16 protein-coding genes and 1 pseudogene are annotated in these 16,169 nt (G+C 62.5%); 5 read left to right on the plus strand and 12 right to left on the minus strand.

Annotation, left to right across the window (positions count from 1 at the left end; all coding sequences use genetic code 11):
* Positions 1-19: 19 nt before the first annotated feature.
* The 4 genes from SB772_RS33305 to SB772_RS33320 form a co-directional block, all read right to left on the minus strand.
* On the minus strand, positions 20-721 hold the full coding sequence (locus tag SB772_RS33305; protein WP_410837390.1) for a sulfate/molybdate ABC transporter ATP-binding protein: 702 nt from the start codon (positions 719-721) through the stop codon (positions 20-22).
* A 1-nt stretch (position 722) separates the two neighbouring features.
* Positions 723-1,397, minus strand: a complete 675-nt coding sequence (gene modB, locus SB772_RS33310; RefSeq protein ID WP_201077877.1) for a molybdate ABC transporter permease subunit — start codon at positions 1,395-1,397, stop codon at positions 723-725.
* 54 nt (positions 1,398-1,451) lie between these two features.
* Complete coding sequence (modA, locus tag SB772_RS33315) at positions 1,452-2,225, minus strand: molybdate ABC transporter substrate-binding protein (RefSeq protein ID WP_410837391.1); 774 nt, start codon at positions 2,223-2,225, stop codon at positions 1,452-1,454.
* A gap of 135 nt (positions 2,226-2,360) precedes the next feature.
* Positions 2,361-3,062: a phosphatase PAP2 family protein gene (locus SB772_RS33320; RefSeq protein ID WP_410837392.1), complete on the minus strand. Its 702-nt coding sequence runs from the start codon at positions 3,060-3,062 to the stop codon at positions 2,361-2,363.
* A gap of 363 nt (positions 3,063-3,425) precedes the next feature.
* Between SB772_RS33320 and SB772_RS33325 the strand changes: the two genes are divergently transcribed.
* Both SB772_RS33325 and SB772_RS33330 read left to right on the plus strand, forming a co-directional pair.
* The gene (locus SB772_RS33325) at positions 3,426-4,622 is read left to right on the plus strand and encodes a PHB depolymerase family esterase (protein ID WP_410837393.1); all 1,197 of its coding nucleotides are present in this window, start codon (positions 3,426-3,428) and stop codon (positions 4,620-4,622) included.
* Between the two features lie 107 nt (positions 4,623-4,729).
* Positions 4,730-4,906 carry a DUF3563 family protein gene (locus tag SB772_RS33330; RefSeq protein ID WP_410837394.1) on the plus strand — a complete coding sequence of 59 codons (177 nt, stop codon included), beginning with the start codon at positions 4,730-4,732 and terminating at the stop codon, positions 4,904-4,906.
* Positions 4,907-5,043: 137 nt separating this feature from the next.
* On the opposite strand, the gene SB772_RS33335 is transcribed toward SB772_RS33330, so the two are convergent.
* The 5 genes from SB772_RS33335 to SB772_RS33355 all read right to left on the minus strand — a co-directional run bounded on the left by SB772_RS33335 (position 5,044) and on the right by SB772_RS33355 (position 8,689).
* Complete coding sequence (locus tag SB772_RS33335; protein ID WP_410837395.1) at positions 5,044-5,463, minus strand: organic hydroperoxide resistance protein; 420 nt, start codon at positions 5,461-5,463, stop codon at positions 5,044-5,046.
* Positions 5,464-5,631: 168 nt separating this feature from the next.
* The gene (locus SB772_RS33340; RefSeq protein WP_410837396.1) at positions 5,632-6,084 is read right to left on the minus strand and encodes a MarR family winged helix-turn-helix transcriptional regulator; all 453 of its coding nucleotides are present in this window, start codon (positions 6,082-6,084) and stop codon (positions 5,632-5,634) included.
* Positions 6,085-6,262: 178 nt separating this feature from the next.
* Positions 6,263-7,069, minus strand: a complete 807-nt coding sequence (locus tag SB772_RS33345) for a BPSS1780 family membrane protein (RefSeq protein ID WP_410837397.1) — start codon at positions 7,067-7,069, stop codon at positions 6,263-6,265.
* On the minus strand, positions 7,060-8,055 hold the full coding sequence (locus tag SB772_RS33350) for a homoserine kinase (protein ID WP_410837398.1): 996 nt from the start codon (positions 8,053-8,055) through the stop codon (positions 7,060-7,062). Before SB772_RS33350 ends, SB772_RS33345 begins: the two co-directional genes overlap by 10 nt.
* 238 nt (positions 8,056-8,293) lie before the next feature.
* Positions 8,294-8,689, minus strand: a complete 396-nt coding sequence (locus tag SB772_RS33355; RefSeq protein WP_410837399.1) for a hypothetical protein — start codon at positions 8,687-8,689, stop codon at positions 8,294-8,296.
* Positions 8,690-8,889: 200 nt separating this feature from the next.
* On the opposite strand from SB772_RS33355, the gene SB772_RS33360 reads away from it, so the two are divergent.
* Positions 8,890-10,416 (plus strand): AMP nucleosidase, encoded by a 1,527-nt coding sequence (locus SB772_RS33360; protein ID WP_410837400.1) that lies wholly within the window; start codon positions 8,890-8,892, stop codon positions 10,414-10,416.
* A 54-nt stretch (positions 10,417-10,470) separates the two neighbouring features.
* On the opposite strand, the gene SB772_RS33365 is transcribed toward SB772_RS33360, so the two are convergent.
* Both SB772_RS33365 and SB772_RS33370 read right to left on the minus strand, forming a co-directional pair.
* Complete coding sequence (locus SB772_RS33365) at positions 10,471-11,001, minus strand: chromate transporter (protein WP_410837401.1); 531 nt, start codon at positions 10,999-11,001, stop codon at positions 10,471-10,473.
* Positions 10,998-11,567, minus strand: a complete 570-nt coding sequence (locus SB772_RS33370) for a chromate transporter (protein WP_410837402.1) — start codon at positions 11,565-11,567, stop codon at positions 10,998-11,000. Before SB772_RS33370 ends, SB772_RS33365 begins: the two co-directional genes overlap by 4 nt.
* A 96-nt stretch (positions 11,568-11,663) precedes the next feature.
* Between SB772_RS33370 and SB772_RS33375 the strand changes: the two are divergent.
* A pseudogene (locus tag SB772_RS33375) lies at positions 11,664-12,600 on the plus strand (transcriptional regulator GcvA).
* A 73-nt stretch (positions 12,601-12,673) separates the two neighbouring features.
* On the opposite strand, the gene SB772_RS33380 reads toward SB772_RS33375, so the two are convergent.
* Positions 12,674-13,417 (minus strand): TIGR00730 family Rossman fold protein, encoded by a 744-nt coding sequence (locus SB772_RS33380; protein ID WP_410837403.1) that lies wholly within the window; start codon positions 13,415-13,417, stop codon positions 12,674-12,676.
* Position 13,418: 1 nt separating this feature from the next.
* Here SB772_RS33380 and polA point away from each other — a divergent pair, with 1 nt between their 5' ends.
* Positions 13,419-16,160: a DNA polymerase I gene (polA, locus tag SB772_RS33385; protein ID WP_410837404.1), complete on the plus strand. Its 2,742-nt coding sequence runs from the start codon at positions 13,419-13,421 to the stop codon at positions 16,158-16,160.
* Positions 16,161-16,169: the final 9 nt, after the last annotated feature.

The following is a 16,169-nucleotide window of genomic DNA, read 5'->3' on the forward strand; positions in this document are numbered from 1 at the left end:
CGGGACTGGATGCGCGCGCTTACGGCAAGCTGCGCGCGTAGCCGGCGAACGGCTGATTCTCGCGTACGCAGCCGTCGCTGACCTGCACGACCTGATCGCCGAAGGCGGCGACGTCGTCGGGATCGTGCGTGATCAACACCATCGGAATGTCCAGGCGTGTTTGCAGGTCCGACAGCTCGCGCCGCATGCGCTGACGCAAAGCGCTATCGAGCGCGGAAAACGGTTCGTCTAGCAACAGCAACCGAGGCTGCGCGACCAGCGCTCGCGCCAACGCCACCCGCTGCTTTTGCCCGCCCGAAAGCTGCGCCGGATGATTCCCAGCGACACTCTGTAGTTCGAGCACGTCCAGCCAATAGTCGACTTGCGGATGCGCGATCCGTGCGCGCGGGTTCAACCAGCCCGGCTGCAACCCGAAGCCGATGTTTTGCCGCACGTTCAGATGCGGAAACAGCGCATAGTCCTGAAACAGATACGCGATCCGGCGTGATTGCGGTTTCAGATCGACGCCGCGCGTGCTGTCGAATAATGCGTTGCCGTGCAGCGTGATCGTGCCTTCGTCGGGGCGCAGCAGTCCGGCGATTGCCTGCAAGGTCAGACTTTTTCCCGCACCGGATGGTCCGAACAGCACGACGCGCTGCGTGGTCGCCTGGAACGATACGTCGAGCGTAAAGCTGCGCTCGGCGCTCCTGAAGGTCTTACAGATGTCGACGGCGAGCGGCATGTCAGCGGGACGTCAAAAGCGTGTGCTGCGGCACCAGACGGCCCGCGAGCAACAGGATCACGACGCACGTCACCGATGTGACGAGCACGAGGAAATTGGCGGTGCTGTCGTCGCCGGCTTGCACGGCTGAATAGACCGCCACCGAAAGCGTCTGCGTGCGGCCGGGCAAGTTGCCCGCGATCATCAGCGTCGCGCCGAATTCGCCGAGCGCCCGGGCGAAGGCCAGCAAGCCGCCAGCCAGAATGCCGCGCGCGGCGAGCGGCAGCGTCACGCGAAAAAAGATCGCCGTCTCGCTGACGCCGAGCGTGCGCGCGGCCCGTTCAAGCTGCGGATCGACGGCTTCGAAGGCTGCGCGTGCCGATTTCAGCACCAGCGGGAACGCCACCACGGTCGATGCGATTACCGCGCCTTGCCAGGTGAACACCAGCTGAATATCGAGGCGGTCGAGCCAGGCACCGATCACGCCGCGCCGTCCGAGCAGCACGAGCAGGTAGTAGCCGAGCACGGTGGGCGGCATCACGAGCGGCAGCATCAGCAGCGAATCGATTACGTCGCGCGCGCCCGAACGCCAGCGCGACAAGCCAAAGCCGGCGGCGACGCCGAACACCAGATTGAGCGCGGTGGCCCAGCCCGCTACTTTCAGCGACAGCAAAAGCGGAATCCAGGCCTGTTGCATGAGCGTGCGAGATATTTAATGAGGCTGATTAATGACGCCAATCAATGACGCAAATTAATGCGCCGGCTTGAAGCCGTACTTCGCCAGCACCGCCTGGCCGGCCGGCGACAGCACGAAACCGATGAACGCCTGCGCGTCCGCAGCATGGCGGCTGCCTTCGACCTGCGCGATCGGGTAAGTGATCGGCGTTTGCGTCGGCACGTTCAGCGCGACTTTGACCTTGTCCGGCATGACCGCGGCGTCGGTACTGAATACGAAGCCGGCGTCGACTTCGCCGCGCGACACGTAGTCGAGGCTCTGGCGGACATTAGCCGCCAGCACTGCCTTGGCGCTGACCGCGTCCCAGATGCCCGCGGCCTGCAACGCGCCTTGTGCGTAACGGCCGATAGGCACCGACGCCGGATCGCCGTAAGCGACGCGCTTCACATTCGCCGACGCCAGATCGTTCAGTGTGGCCGGCGCGAAACGGCTGTCGGTCGGCACGATCAGCACCAGCGAATTGGCGGCGAAGTCCTTGCGGCTTGCCGGCACGATCACTTTTCCGGCCGCGGCCTTGTCCATCGCCTTCTGATCGGCGGAGGCGAACATGTCGGCAGGCGCGCCTTTGGCGATCTGCTGCATCAGCACGTCGGATGCGCCGAAGTTCAGCAGCACCTTGGTGCCGGGATGCTGTTGTTCGAAGACCTCGCTGACCGCCTTGAACGCGTTGGTCAGGCTGGCGGCGGCGGAGACGACCAGTTCGTCGGCGCGTGCATTGGCGCTGACGGCAACGGAGACGGCGCTGGCGATGAACAGCGCATGTTTCAGAAAATGGCGGGACAGTGTCATGACGGCTCAAAGCTCCGGCATGGGCCGGAGCGGCGGGTTAAAACGCTATCGTAATGTACGAAAGGTTATAACGGTGGTTCATGACGATTATTTAGCTGGACGCATAAAGCGGCTGATGACCCTGCGGGGAGTGCGTTAGACGCCCGACGAGCGCACCGGCGCAAGCGTATTGAAGGTTTGCGAGAGTGGCGCCATGGTGGCGCGATCGTCACGCATGGCCTTCCAGCGTGCGCGGATGAACGGCCTTTCGTGACCGGAAACCTTCAGCGCGATATGCGTGACCCAGCGCTGAGTGGGCACGTGCACGCCGTGCATCGTCACCGCGAGGATCATCAGACTCGCGGTGACGGACAGCGCCGACAGCCGGCCCGGCTCGGCGTTCCACGCCATGCGCACGAAAACCAGCGCGGCCAGCGCGCCGACCAGGCAGCCGGTGATCGCTTCGGACGGCGAGTGAGCACTGAGCACGACCCGCGACAGCCCGACGGCCATGCCTGCGGCGAGGCCGAGCAACACGCCGATCAGACGAATCGCCGGTCGCGCCGGCAATAGCATAAGGAACAGCGCGATCGGGTACACGGCGGTGGACAACATCGCGTGACCGCTGACGCCGGTGAAATCCAGTTCGCGCACGCCGACGCCCCAGCCGAGGAACGCCAGCTTGGTGACGGTCACAATGCCGATAGCCGCGCCAAGCAACAACAACCATCCCGCAGCCAGTCGCCACGTGTATCCAATCGCCAGCCAAAGCGCGATGGCGAGCGCGAGCGGCAGCGTCATGCCGGCGCCGCCGACGCTGGTGATCAAATACCACAGATGGGGAGGTAAATCGGGCATGGCAAAAATGCGCGACCAGGGCCGCGTAGAATCGGGTTGGTAGTGATTTAACGCGCAAACGGCGCGAATCGCCGACGCAGCACGAGGCTCGCACGTCAATTATTTAACCGCCAGTATAGACGGGGGCCACAGCGCGGACTCGACGCGGTGCCGCGTTTTTTTTGTCGCTGAAGGTTGGTTGGCGAACAAGCCGTGCAGCGGTTTGACGCCAGCCCCGCAGCAAGGTTCGTCGAGCGGAAATTTGGGTGTTGGGCCGGAACCAATGCTTACAGCATCGCACGAGGATCGGTGCTATTGTGCATTGCACAACGAAGCGTCGTTCTGCCGAACGGCTCCTGTCCCTTTTTGCGAGGTTATCCGCCGATGGCAAAAAGTCTATCGAAAATCTGGCTGCTCGGTCTCAAGCGGCTGCTCGCGATTCAGACCGAGCACGCCCACAAAACCACTAGGCGCACCACCGCGCGTCCGGTGCGGCCCGCCACCACCAAGCCTTCGACGAAGCTCCGCCCGCTCAAACAAGCGACCGCGGTGCGCACTCCCGCGAAACGCGAGGCGCCGCGCGCCGTCGCCCGGGAATCGCGCGTCCGTCCACGTGCATCGGCTTGGGCGAGCGGTTCGTGGACCCGTTCGTTCCATTCGGCGCCGGCGTCGCCCGGGCGGCTCGTCAATCATCTTCAGTATGGTTTGTACATTCCGTCCGGCCATGCGCTCGAAGCCATGCCGCTGGTGGTGATGCTGCACGGCTGCACGCAATCGATCGACGAATTCGCCGAAGGCACGCGCATGAATGTGCTGGCCGACCGGTTCGGCTTTGCGGTGGTGTATCCGGAGCAGTCGAAGCACGTGCACTCGCACCGTTGCTGGCACTGGTACGACGCTAGCGAAAGCGCCGGCGGGGCAGAGGCGCGCGCCGTGGTTTCGCTGGTGGAGGCGCTCGTCATGCAGCATGGGTTCGACGGCGAGCGAGTGTACGTCGCCGGGATTTCCGCGGGCGCGGGCTTGACGGCGCTGCTGGCGCTCAGCCATCCGGAGCATTTCGCGGCAGTTGCATTGCATTCCGGCCCGGCTTTGGGCGAGGCCCGCTCCGGTATCACGGCGATGGACGTGATGCGCCGCGGCGCGCGCGGCGAACCGGCCGAACTGGTCGACGAAGTCGTCAATGTGGCCGAATATCCCGGCATGCCGGCCATCATCATCCACGGCGACGCCGATCATGTGGTCGCGCCTGTCAATGCGGACCAACTGGCAACGCAATTTCTCCGGCTGAACCGGATCGTCGACGAGAGCGGCGCGCGCAAATCTGGCGAAATGCGCGAAGAACGCAAAGGCGGCGTGGTCATGCGCGACTACCTGCGCGGCGGCCGGCGCGTGGTGCGGCTGTGCCGCGTGCAAGGGCTCGCGCACGCCTGGAGTGGCGGCGACGACGCGGTGCCGTTTCACTCCGCCAAAGGGCCGGATGCGAGCACGTTGCTATGGGAGTTCTTCAGGCATCAGCGCCGCACGGGCGCCGGTCGTATCGAGGAAGGTGCAGTCAGTACGGCCTCAGCCGGCGGAAGGTGACGCGGGAACAACACTTCGAAAAGAGGATTAGTACAATCCTAGGGTTTCCCCTATAATACGGGTTATCCCTTAGGCGTTAACGCCTAAATTCATAGTCGAGGTCGACCATGTACCTGCTGAGCCGCTTGTTCCTGTTTCTGACCAAATCGCCCGATCAGCTTGCGAAAGAACGCGCTGACGCATTTCTCGCCGAAGCCACTGATCTGTACGATCTTGAATTTCGTATGCGCAAGCTGGATCGCGAGGCGAACCCCCGCCAACCGTCGTGGATGGGCCAGCACTAAGCTGTTGCTGTTCGGGTGAAGCGCCCAAGCTGTCGTGAACTCACAGACAGCCGGATTCGATTGCCACCGCGCGTGATTCGCGTTGTTCATCGCGGCCGGCGTAACACCGGCTGCCGTAGTTCAGGCAAGCTTGCCGTTTACGCGACTTGCAAACGCACCGCAATGTTGTTGCGCGTGGCATTCGAGTACGGGCAGACCTGATGCGCCGCGTCGACCAGTTCTTTGGCCGCATCCGCAGCGAGGCCGGGCAGCGAAACGCGTAGATCGATATCGAGCGCAAAGCCGCCGTTGTCGTTGGGGCCGACGCCCACTTCCGCCGTGACTTGCGTGTCTGCCGGCAAAACTTGCTTGCGCTGGCCGGCGACGAACTTCATCGCGCTCAGGAAACAGGCCGAGTAGCCGGCGGCAAAGAGCTGTTCCGGGTTCGTGCCCACCGTGCCGTTGCCGCCCAGCTCGCGCGGTGCGGCCAGTTTCACGTCCAGCACATTGTCCGACGACACTGCACGGCCGTCACGGCCACCGGTGCTGGTTGCCGTTGCTTTGTAAAGTACGTTCATTTTGCTGCTCCTTAATCTGGGTTGTCAGGGTCTGCATGCTTGCCACTGCTTGCTTGCCGTTCTGGCTGATCGCTATCGAAGCGGCATGTCGTAAAGATAGCGCACAAATCATTTGTGTACATATTAATTTACGCATCGAACCGATAGCGTGCTTTTGCAGCGGGCTGGTTAGTGGTCCATGTAATCGTTGAGGGTGGTGCGCAGGCGCGTCAAATCGTCGCGCAGACGAAGCAGGAATTCAGGCGTCTGCTGGGTCGCGCAGAAGATTTCCGCCGGCACTTCGCGCGCCTGGCGCTTTAGTACCCTGCCGGCTTTGGTCAGCCGGATGTAGACGAGTCGCTCATCTTCGACGCCTCGCACCCGCTCCAGGTAGCCTTGCGTCTCCAGGCGCTTGAGCAGCGGCGTGACCGTGGCCGAGTCGAGATTCAGACGAGCGGCCATGTCCTTGACCGTGACGTCGTCGGTTTCCCATAGCACCAGCATCGCCAGATATTGCGGGTACGTGAGGCCGAGCTTGTCGAGTAGCGGCTTGTACGCTTTTGTCATCGCGAGCGAGGTCGAATAGAGCGCGAAGCAGAGTTGCTCGTCGAGCGTGAAAGGCAAAGCGGGGCGCTGGGTCATGATGCATCTCGTCTGAAAGAGCGTGCAAATCGATTGCGCGCAAACTATTGTGCCGCAAATCACCTTGCGTTGACGAGTGCGGTTGGGGATTCGAGGAAGCAGTGGGGACGGGCGGTGCCCCAACGCGGCGCGGCGCGCGAGCGCGGGATCAGCGCCCCGCGTCCGCGCACAAAAAAACTCAAGCTGCCGGAGTGGTCGGCAGGTCAGGTGTTTCGGGCGTTTGCACGCCGAAGCAGCCGCGATAGGTTGCGTAGAACGAGCAATACAACATGGTCGTAACGATCATCGTGGCGGGCATCAGGACCGCAAATGCGAAGTCGCCTGCGCCCAGCGCCTGCATCACCGCGGACAAACCGAGCGACACTGTCATCGCCACTGCGAACCACAGTGCGCCGAACACCACGAACGCGCCGCGATTGCGCCAGCAACTGACGAGGCTGAAGAACATCGCCTTGACCGGCGGGACGTCGTGCCACGCAATGAGAATCGGCGAAAACCAGAAAATCATCGCGACCGGAATGTAGAACGCGAACGCAGTGACCACCGCGAACGGGATATTGCTGTTCGCGATCGCGTCCTGATCCATTGCTACGCCGCCGAGCATCACCTTCAGCAGCATGCCGCCGTCAGCCAGCGCCGAGCCGGCGAGCACCAGCGCCATCGCGACGACATACAGCACGCCGAGCACCAACAGCCGTTTGGCGACCACGGGGCCATACGAGTGAAAGCCATCCACCAGAATGGTCGGAAACACCGGCTTGCCGGCGATCGTATTGCGGCACGCCGCCATGAAGCCGACCGCGACGCCTGGAATGAACGCCAGTGGCAGCACGCCGCCGATCACCGGAATCTGCGACACCAGCGTCATGACCAGCAGGTAGGTGAAGAACAGCGTCAGAAACGCGAGCGGGTTCTTACGGAATAGCCAGATACCCTGCCGGAACCACACATAGCCGGTTTTCGCGGGGACTTCGATCAATTGCATGAGGTATGAATGCCTGGAAGTGCAACGCCGGTCAGGCGTTCGCGCAGAATGCGCTCGAAATGGCCGGGGTCGTGCGGTTTAAGCAGTTCGGCCGCGCGCGGCAAATGAAAATCATACAGGCGCGAGACCCAGAAACGGTACGCGCCCGCACGCAGCATGTCACCCCAATGGCGATTTTCTTCGGCGGTGAACGGACGCACGGTCTGGTAGGCGCGCAGCATGGCTTCGGTGCGAGCGCCGTCCAGCTTGCCGGTGCCGAGGTCGACGCACCAGTCGTTGACCGTGACGGCGACATCGAACAACCACTTGTCGCAGCCGGCGAAATAGAAGTCGAAGAAGCCGCCGAGGCGCACTTCGTGGCCGGTCTCCGGTGCGGCGTGCGCGAACAGTGCGTTGTCGCGGAACAGGTCGGCGTGACAGGGGCCTTCGGGCAGCGCTGCGTAATCGGCCGAAGCGAAGAAGGCTTCCTGATAAGCGAGTTCGGACGACAGCAAGTCGCGTTGCGCGCCCTCCAGAAACGGCAGGATGGTCGGCACCGTTTCCTTCCACCACGGCAGACTGCGCAAATTCGGCTGATGGCGCGCGTAATCGCGGCCCGCCAGATGCATGCGCGCGAGCATCTGCCCGACTTCGACGCAGTGTTCGACGCCGGGCGCCAACTCAGGCGCGCCTTCGAGCTTGGTGACGATCGCGGCCGGCTTGCCGTGCAGCGTGCCGAACAGCGCACCATCTTCGCGCGGCATCGGGTCGGGCACCGGCACGCGGTGCGCCGCCAGATGCCGCATCAGATCGAGATAGAACGGCAGTTGTTCGGCCGTCAGCTTTTCGAAAATCGTGAGGACGTATTCGCCGCGCGTCGTCGTCAGAAAGAAGTTGCTGTTCTCAATACCGGACGGGATGCCGCGAAATTCGACGACTTCGCCGAGATCGTAATGGCGCATCCATTCTGCTAGTTGGGGTTCGGTGACAGCGGTGAAGACAGCCATGCGGGAAGCGTCGGATCAGGTTGGTCGGGCTGGCGCGTTGCGGCCAGTGCGCGGTGTGCGGTGTGTCAAAAAGCGATGTCGAAAGCGCGGTAAGCCAGGGTGGCGAGCCGGTGCTGCGACTAAGCGCGGTAACCGGGCGCTGCGATTCAGCAAGCGGGCTGAGGACCCGGCGGCGATGTCTCCCGGGCCGCGCGGAATCGAAGCGGCGGCTGACGCCGGGCCGCCGCTCCGGCATCTATTAATAGCGCAGATTCACCGACGGCAAACGCGTGCTGGCGCGGCCGTTGTCACGCACGGCGGGCGACGTGTCGAGCGGCGCGCTCATCTGATAGCGCGTGCCGAGGTTCGAATGCACGTTGATCTCGACGGGCTTGCCTTTATCGCGATATTCGGTGATTTCGGTGCCGTTGGCGCTGCGTTCGTAGAAGCTCGGTGTGCGCGGCACGTTGATTTCGACCTTGGAGCTGACTTCCGCGGCTGGCCGGTTGATTGCCTTCAGGTCCGGCAGCCCGGCCCGTTCGTTGGCGGACTGCGGTTGATCCGGGGGCGGCGTGGCATCGACGGACTGGGCAGCCATCGCGGCGTTGCCGAAGGCGAGGGCCAGCACAACGGCGATGGGAAGGAGCGGCTTCATGGTGATTCTCCAATATGGTGCCCCGATTCTAGCAAATCCAGCCTTGCCTACGGGCGCGATTGCCTTATTTTGCGCCGCTTTCGCGCGGCGTGCCCGCAACCTCGCGGCCGCTGTCGGCGCATTTGCCGCAAGCGCCGCAGGGTCATTTTGCGAGCCCGGGTTCCGTGGTAATGTCGTCTCATCAATCGAGGCAAATGAAGATGAACAACGATACCAATCAACGCGCGGTGCAGACTCCCGCCAACAGCTTCCCAACCGAATCTTTCGACGACGCCGCCGAGGCCGTCACCCACTTGTCCGCCATTTACGAAGCGAACACCTCGTTTCTGCGCGACGCCTTCGCGCGCTACCGCCGCAACGAAGTGTTCGAACGCCGCGTGCGCGCCTGCTATCCGTTCGTCAGAGTGTGCACGGAAGTCAACACGCATATCGACTCGCGCCGCTCATATGGTTTCGTCGCGGGTCCGGGCGTGTTCGAGACGACCGTGACGCGGCCGGATCTGTTCGGCAACTACTACCGCGAGCAATTGCGCTTGCTGGCGAAGAACCATCACGTGCAGATCGAAGTGGGCGTGTCCGATCAGCCGATTCCGATTCATTTCGCGTTCGCTGAAGGTATTCACCTCGAAGGCGATCTGGATCGCGAGCGTCTGTTCCTGATGCGCGATGTATTCGACACGCCGGACCTCGCGCTGCTCGACGACCGCATCGTCAACGGCACGTATGAGCCGCCGCCGGGCGAGCCGCATCCGTTGGCGCTGTTCACGGCGGCGCGGGTCGATTTCTCGCTGCATCGGTTGAAGCACTACACGGCGACGTCGCCCACGCATTGCCAGAACTACGTGCTGTACACGAACTACCAGTTCTATATCGACGAGTTCGTCAAACTCGGCCGCACGATGATGGCCCACAGCGACGACGAAGAACTGCGCGCGTACCGCAGCGAATACACGTCGTTCGTCGAACCGGGCGACGTGATCACGTACAACGAAAATCTCGGTGAGCAGGCGCAGGAAGGCACGGCGCCGCCGCGTCTGCCGCAGATGCCCGCGTATCACCTGAAGCGCGCGGACGGCAGCGGCATCACGATGATCAACATCGGCGTGGGGCCGTCGAACGCGAAGACGATCACCGATCACATCGCCGTGCTGCGTCCACACGCGTGGATCATGCTGGGCCACTGCGCCGGGCTGCGTAACACGCAGCGTCTGGGGGACTACGTGCTGGCGCACGGCTATGTGCGCGAGGACCACGTGCTCGATGACGACTTGCCGCTGTGGGTGCCGATTCCAGCGCTTGCCGAAGTGCAGGTGGCGTTGGAGCGCGCGGTTGCGCAGGTCACGCAACTGGATGGCGTCGAGTTGAAACGCGTGATGCGTACGGGCACGGTGGCGAGCGTGGATAACCGCAACTGGGAGTTGCGCGATCATCGCGAGCCGGTGCAGCGGCTGTCGCAAAGCCGCGCGATCGCGCTCGATATGGAAAGCGCGACGATTGCCGCGAACGGCTTCCGCTTCCGCGTGCCTTACGGCACCTTACTCTGCGTGTCGGACAAGCCCTTGCATGGAGAGTTGAAGCTGCCCGGGATGGCCGATCAGTTCTATCGCGCGCAGGTCGACCAGCATCTGCAGATCGGCGTGAAGGCGATGGAGTTGTTGCGTATGAACGGGTTGCATCGTTTGCATAGCCGCAAGCTGCGCAGTTTTGCGGAAGTGGCGTTTCAGTAAGCGGTTTTTTATAAGGCGCAGGCGAGCGTCGTTGCAGCTCGCCTTACCCTTGGCTTAAAACTGCCCGAACCCGGTCAGCCCAATCAGACTTCCAGCCGCCAACAGCCACAGCGGATGAATGCGCGTTTTCAACGCCAGCACGGCGGTAAAAGCGGTGATCGCCCACGCGATCGCCGTCGGATCCGACGCTTCGGCGATCAGGGCCGCGCTCGCCGCGACGATGCCGGCTGTCACCGGCACCAGCCCGGCCTGCGCATAGCGCCGCCACGGACGGTCCTTGAACCGGTCCCACGCATGCAGCGCTAGAATCGTCACGATCGACGACGGTCCGAACTTCGCCACCGACGTCACCAGCATCCCCGCCCAGCCGGCCACATGCCAGCCGACCAGCGTCACGATCATCAGATTCGGTCCCGGCGCGGCTTGCGCGAGCGCGAACAGCGCGCTGAATTCGCTGGCCGGCATCCAGTGATGCACATTCACCACCTGACGCTGCATCTCCGGAAGAATCGTATTGCCGCCACCGAACGCAAGTAGCGAAAGCTGACTGAAAATGATGGCAAGAGAAATGAGCGTGTCGTTCATCGTGCGGCCCTCGACGCGATGTAGATGCCAAGCGGCGTGAGCACCAGCATCGTAGGCAGAAGCGGCAGGCGCATAACGGCAATCGCGATGAAGCCTAGCGCCGCGATGAGCGCGGCCATTGGCTTATCCCGCAACGGCAGCAGAATTTTCACGGCCATCGAGATCAGCAGACCGGACGCCGCCGCAGCGAGTCCGGCAAACAGATGACGAACGTGCGGGTCGTTTTGCGTGTGTTCGTACAGCACGCCAAGGCCGATCACGACCAGCGACGGTCCCGCGATCAACCCGAGCAACCCCGCCAGTGCACCCGGCACGCCGCGAAAGCGCATCCCGACTGCCACCGAGAGATTGATCACGTTGCCACCCGGCAAGAATTGGCACAGGCCGAGCAAATCGGTGAATTCCGCGCCGGTCAGCCAGCGACGTTGCTCGACCAGGGCGCGCCGCGCCAGCGGCAGCGCGCCGCCGAACGAGATTAGCCCGAGGCCGAGAAAACCGCCAAAAATTTCCCGCAATGTGGGCGTGGGCGCCAGGGTGGCCGCGGCCGAAGTGAGATCGTGTTCCATATCGCTAAGCTTCCAGTTCACCTCAGGAGGTTAGCGCCGAACCGGTGGTGAGCAAAACGATTTTTGAGCGCGTCTTTGTGATCTAGAATCACAAGCATGGCTCGTCATCTTCCTCCTTTTCCTGCGCTGCGCGCCTTTGAGGCTGCAGCACGGTATGAAAGCTTCACCGCCGCGGCGAACGAATTGCATGTGACGCACGGTGCAATCAGCCGGCAAGTCGCGGCTTTTGAAACATGGCTCGGCGTGCAGGTGTTCCATCGCCGCGGCAAGCGAGTGCGGCTGACCGACGATGGCCGCCGCTATCTGGCTACCGTGCAGGCCGCGTTCGACAGCATCGCGCTCGCCACGGGCCAACTGCGCGACACCGGCGTCGTTCATGTGCTGCGGGTGAACGCACTGCCGACCTTCGCGATGAAATGGCTGCTGCCGCGGCTCCATCAGTTCCAGCGCAAGGTGCCGAATGTGGAGCTGCGCTTATCGACCTCGAACGCACCGGTAGAAACCGAACGCACCGGTAGAAACGCTCGATAGCTTCGACGTCGCGGTGCGGCGCGGTCCGGCGCATTGGCCGAACTGCGTGAGCGGCCATTTCCTTGACGAGAGCGAGATTCCAGTGTGCAGTCCCACGCTCCTGCAGCGCTCGCCGATCAACGCGGCCGACGATCTCGGGAAGCATGTGCTGCTGCATTCGGACACACGACCCGATGCGTGGGGTAACTGGTTATCGGCAGCAGGCGTAACAGCGAAATGCCGAAAGAAGCAGTCATTCGATCACTTCTATCTGGCCTTGCAGGCTGCGGTGGATGGCCTCGGCGTGGCGCTCGGTCCGTTGCCTTTGCTGGCAGACGAGCTGGCATCGGGACGGCTCGTCGTGCCGTTGGCCGGCCCACGTATCGATGCACGCGGCTATTGGTGGGTGGCGAGGCGGGAGGTCGCGCAGGCGCCGCTCGTGGCGCAGTTCTGCGAATGGCTGCAAGCGCAGGGCGATCAGACCGATGTGGCGGAAGCGAGCGATCTGGGGGCCGCCAGCTAGAACCTGCGCGCGTTGCTCAATGCACATCGAACATCGCATGCTTACTTCGCGCACGGGGCGCGAAGATCCAGCATCAAAGATAGAACATCCGGTCTTCATCCGACTTGGCCGGATGCGGCTCGGCTTCTTCGCGGTCCTCGTAGAACTTCAGCACCGCTTCGAGCACCTGGTCCGGGTCGTCGATCACCTGCATCAAGTCCATATCCGTCGGATTGATCAGGCCCATCGGCGTGAGCGAGCTCCTGAACCACGCAAGCAGGCCTTCCCAGAACTCGGCGCCCACCAGAATGATTGGCACGTGGCGCGATTTCTTGGTTTGAATCAGCGTGAGTACTTCGGCCAGCTCGTCCAGCGTGCCGAAGCCGCCCGGCATCACGATCACCGCATCCGAGTTCTTCACGAACGTGACTTTGCGCGTAAAGAAATGGCGGAAGCGCAACGAGATGTCTTGCCACTGATTGCCCGATTGCTCGTGCGGCAGTTCGATGTTCAGACCGACCGACGGCGCTTTGCCCGCATGTGCGCCCTTGTTGGCCGCTTCCATGATGCCGGGGCCGCCGCCTGAGATCACCGCGAAGCCGGCGTCCGACAGCTTGCGCGCGATTTGCGTGGCCAGTTTGTAATACGGCGAGTTCGGCTTCAGGCGCGCGGAACCGTAGATGCTGACAGCCGGGCGAATCTCCGAGAGGTACTCGGTCGCCTCGATAAACTCTGCCATAATCGTGAACATCTGCCACGATGCGCGGGCCTTCTTAGCCGTTGCGCGCTCTTGATCTGCGAGTGATCGCAGACTCGGAATCACTTTTCTCTTAGTCATAATGCCTGAAGAACGAAGCCTTGAAGGTAAGACCCTGCTATTGGTCGACGGTTCGAGTTATCTGTACCGGGCCTACCATGCGATGCCTGATCTGCGCGGACCCGAGGGTGGCCCGACGGGTGCACTCTATGGGATGATCAACATGCTGCGGCGCATGCGCAAGGAAGTCACAGCAGAGTATAGCGCGTGCGTGTTCGACGCCAAGGGCAAAACGTTTCGCGACGACTGGTATCCCGACTATAAGGCGCATCGCCCGTCGATGCCGGACGATCTCGCACGCCAGATCGAACCGATTCACGTCGCCGTGCGCGCGCTCGGCTGGCCGTTGCTGATGATCGAAGGCGTCGAAGCCGACGACGTGATCGGCACGCTCAGCACCGCGGCCGAAAAACGCGGCATGAACGTGATCGTGTCGACTGGGGACAAGGATCTGGCGCAGCTCGTGTCGGATCATGTCACCCTCATCAATACGATGACCAACGAAACGCTCGACCGCGCCGGCGTGCTCGCCAAATTCGGCGTGCCGCCGGAGCGCATCGTCGACTACCTGTCGCTGATCGGCGATACCGTCGACAACGTGCCCGGCGTCGAGAAGTGCGGACCGAAAACCGCGATCAAATGGCTCACGCAATACGATTCGCTCGATGGCATTGTCACCCATGCGGACGAGATCAAAGGTGCGGTAGGCGACAATCTGCGCCGCGCGCTCGATTTTCTGCCGATGGCGCGAAAACTCGTTACCGTCGAGCGCAATTGCGATCTGACCGCGCATATTGCGTCGATCGAGGAAGGCCTGGGGAGCCGTCCGGAGTCGCGCGGGGAACTGCGCGACTTGTTCACGCGCTACGGCTTCAAGACCTGGCTGCGCGAAGTGGAAATCGCGGACGCAGTGGAAGGTCCTGAGACCGACGTGCCGCCGGCGCTCACGGTGGACGATCAACGTCATTACGACACCGTGCAGACGTGGGAACAGTTCGACGCGTGGCTCGAGAAGATCAACGCGGCCGAACTGACCGCGTTCGATACGGAAACCACGTCGCTCGATCCAATGGTGGCGCAAATCGTCGGCCTGTCGCTCTCGGTCGAAGCCGGGCATGCGGCCTATGTGCCGCTCGCGCATCGCGGACCGGACGCGCCCGTGCAATTGCCGCGCGAGGAAGTGCTCGCGAAGCTCAGGCCCTGGCTGGAGAGCGCCGGGCACAAGAAAGTCGGCCAGCATGTGAAATACGACGAACAGGTGCTGGCGAACTACGGCATCGAAATGCGCGGTATCGAACACGACACGATGCTGCAATCGTACGTGGTCGAATCGCATCGCACGCATGACATGGACAGCCTCGCGCTGCGCCATCTCGGCATCAAAACCATCAAGTACGAAGAAGTGGCGGGCAAGGGCGCGCAGCAGATCGGTTTCGACGAAGTCGCATTGGACAAGGCCGCCGAATACGCAGCGGAAGACGCCGACATCACGTTGCGTCTGCATCAGGTGTTGTATCCGCAAGTGGTCGCCGAGAAAACGCTTGAGTACGTGTATCGCGACATTGAAGTGCCGACTTCGCGTGTGTTGCGCAAGATGGAGCGCGCCGGCGTGCTGATCGACGCGGAGAAGCTGCGTCAGCAAAGCAGCGAAATCGCCGCGCGTCTGATTCAGCTCGAAAGTGAGGCATACGTATTGGCCGGCGGCGAGTTCAATCTGGGTTCGCCGAAGCAGATCGGTCAGATCTTCTTCGAGAAGCTTGAATTGCCGGTGGTCAAGAAGACGCCGAGCGGCGCACCGTCCACCGACGAGGATGTGCTGCAAAAGCTCGCCGAAGACTATCCGCTGCCGAAGATCCTGCTCGAACATCGCGGGTTGTCGAAGCTGAAGTCAACTTATACCGACAAGCTGCCGCGCATGGTCAACGCGGAAACGGGCCGCGTGCATACGAACTATGCGCAGGCCGTGGCGGTGACGGGCCGTCTGGCGTCCAACGATCCGAACTTGCAGAACATTCCAGTGCGCACCGGCGAAGGCCGCCGGATTCGCGAGGCGTTCATCGCGTCGCCGGGCCACAAGCTCGTTTCCGCCGACTACTCGCAGATCGAGTTGCGCATCATGGCGCACATCTCCGGCGACGAATCGTTGCTGCGTGCGTTTTCGCAAGGCGAAGACATTCACCGCGCCACCGCCGCGGAAATTTTCAGCGTGACGCCGCTCGAAATCTCGAACGATCAGCGGCGCGTGGCGAAGGTGATCAATTTCGGCCTGATCTACGGGATGAGCTCGTTCGGCCTTGCCGCGAATCTCGGCATTACGCGCGATGCCGCCAAGCTGTACATCGACCGCTACTTCGCGCGTTATCCGGGTGTCGCGCGTTATATGGACGAAACGCGTCGGAGCGCGAAGGCCAAAGGCTATGTGGAAACCGTATTCGGTCGCCGTCTGTGGCTGCCGGAGATCAACGGCGGCAACGGTCCGCGCCGGCAGGCCGCTGAGCGCGCGGCAATCAACGCGCCGATGCAAGGCACGGCAGCCGACCTGATCAAACTGTCGATGATCGCGGTCCAGAAGTGGCTCGAGGAATCGAAGGTCGGCACGCGCATGATCATGCAGGTGCACGACGAACTGATTCTCGAAGTACCTGATAGCGAATTGTCCGAGGTGCGCAAGCGCTTGCCGGAGCTGATGTGCGGTGTGGCCGCGCTGAACGTGCCGCTGGTCGCCGAAGTGGGCGCCGGTTTGAACTGGGAAGAAGCGCATTGACATGCATGT

The sequence above is a fragment of the Paraburkholderia sp. SIMBA_030 genome (assembly GCF_046535245.1).
Lineage (GTDB): Bacteria > Pseudomonadota > Gammaproteobacteria > Burkholderiales > Burkholderiaceae > Paraburkholderia.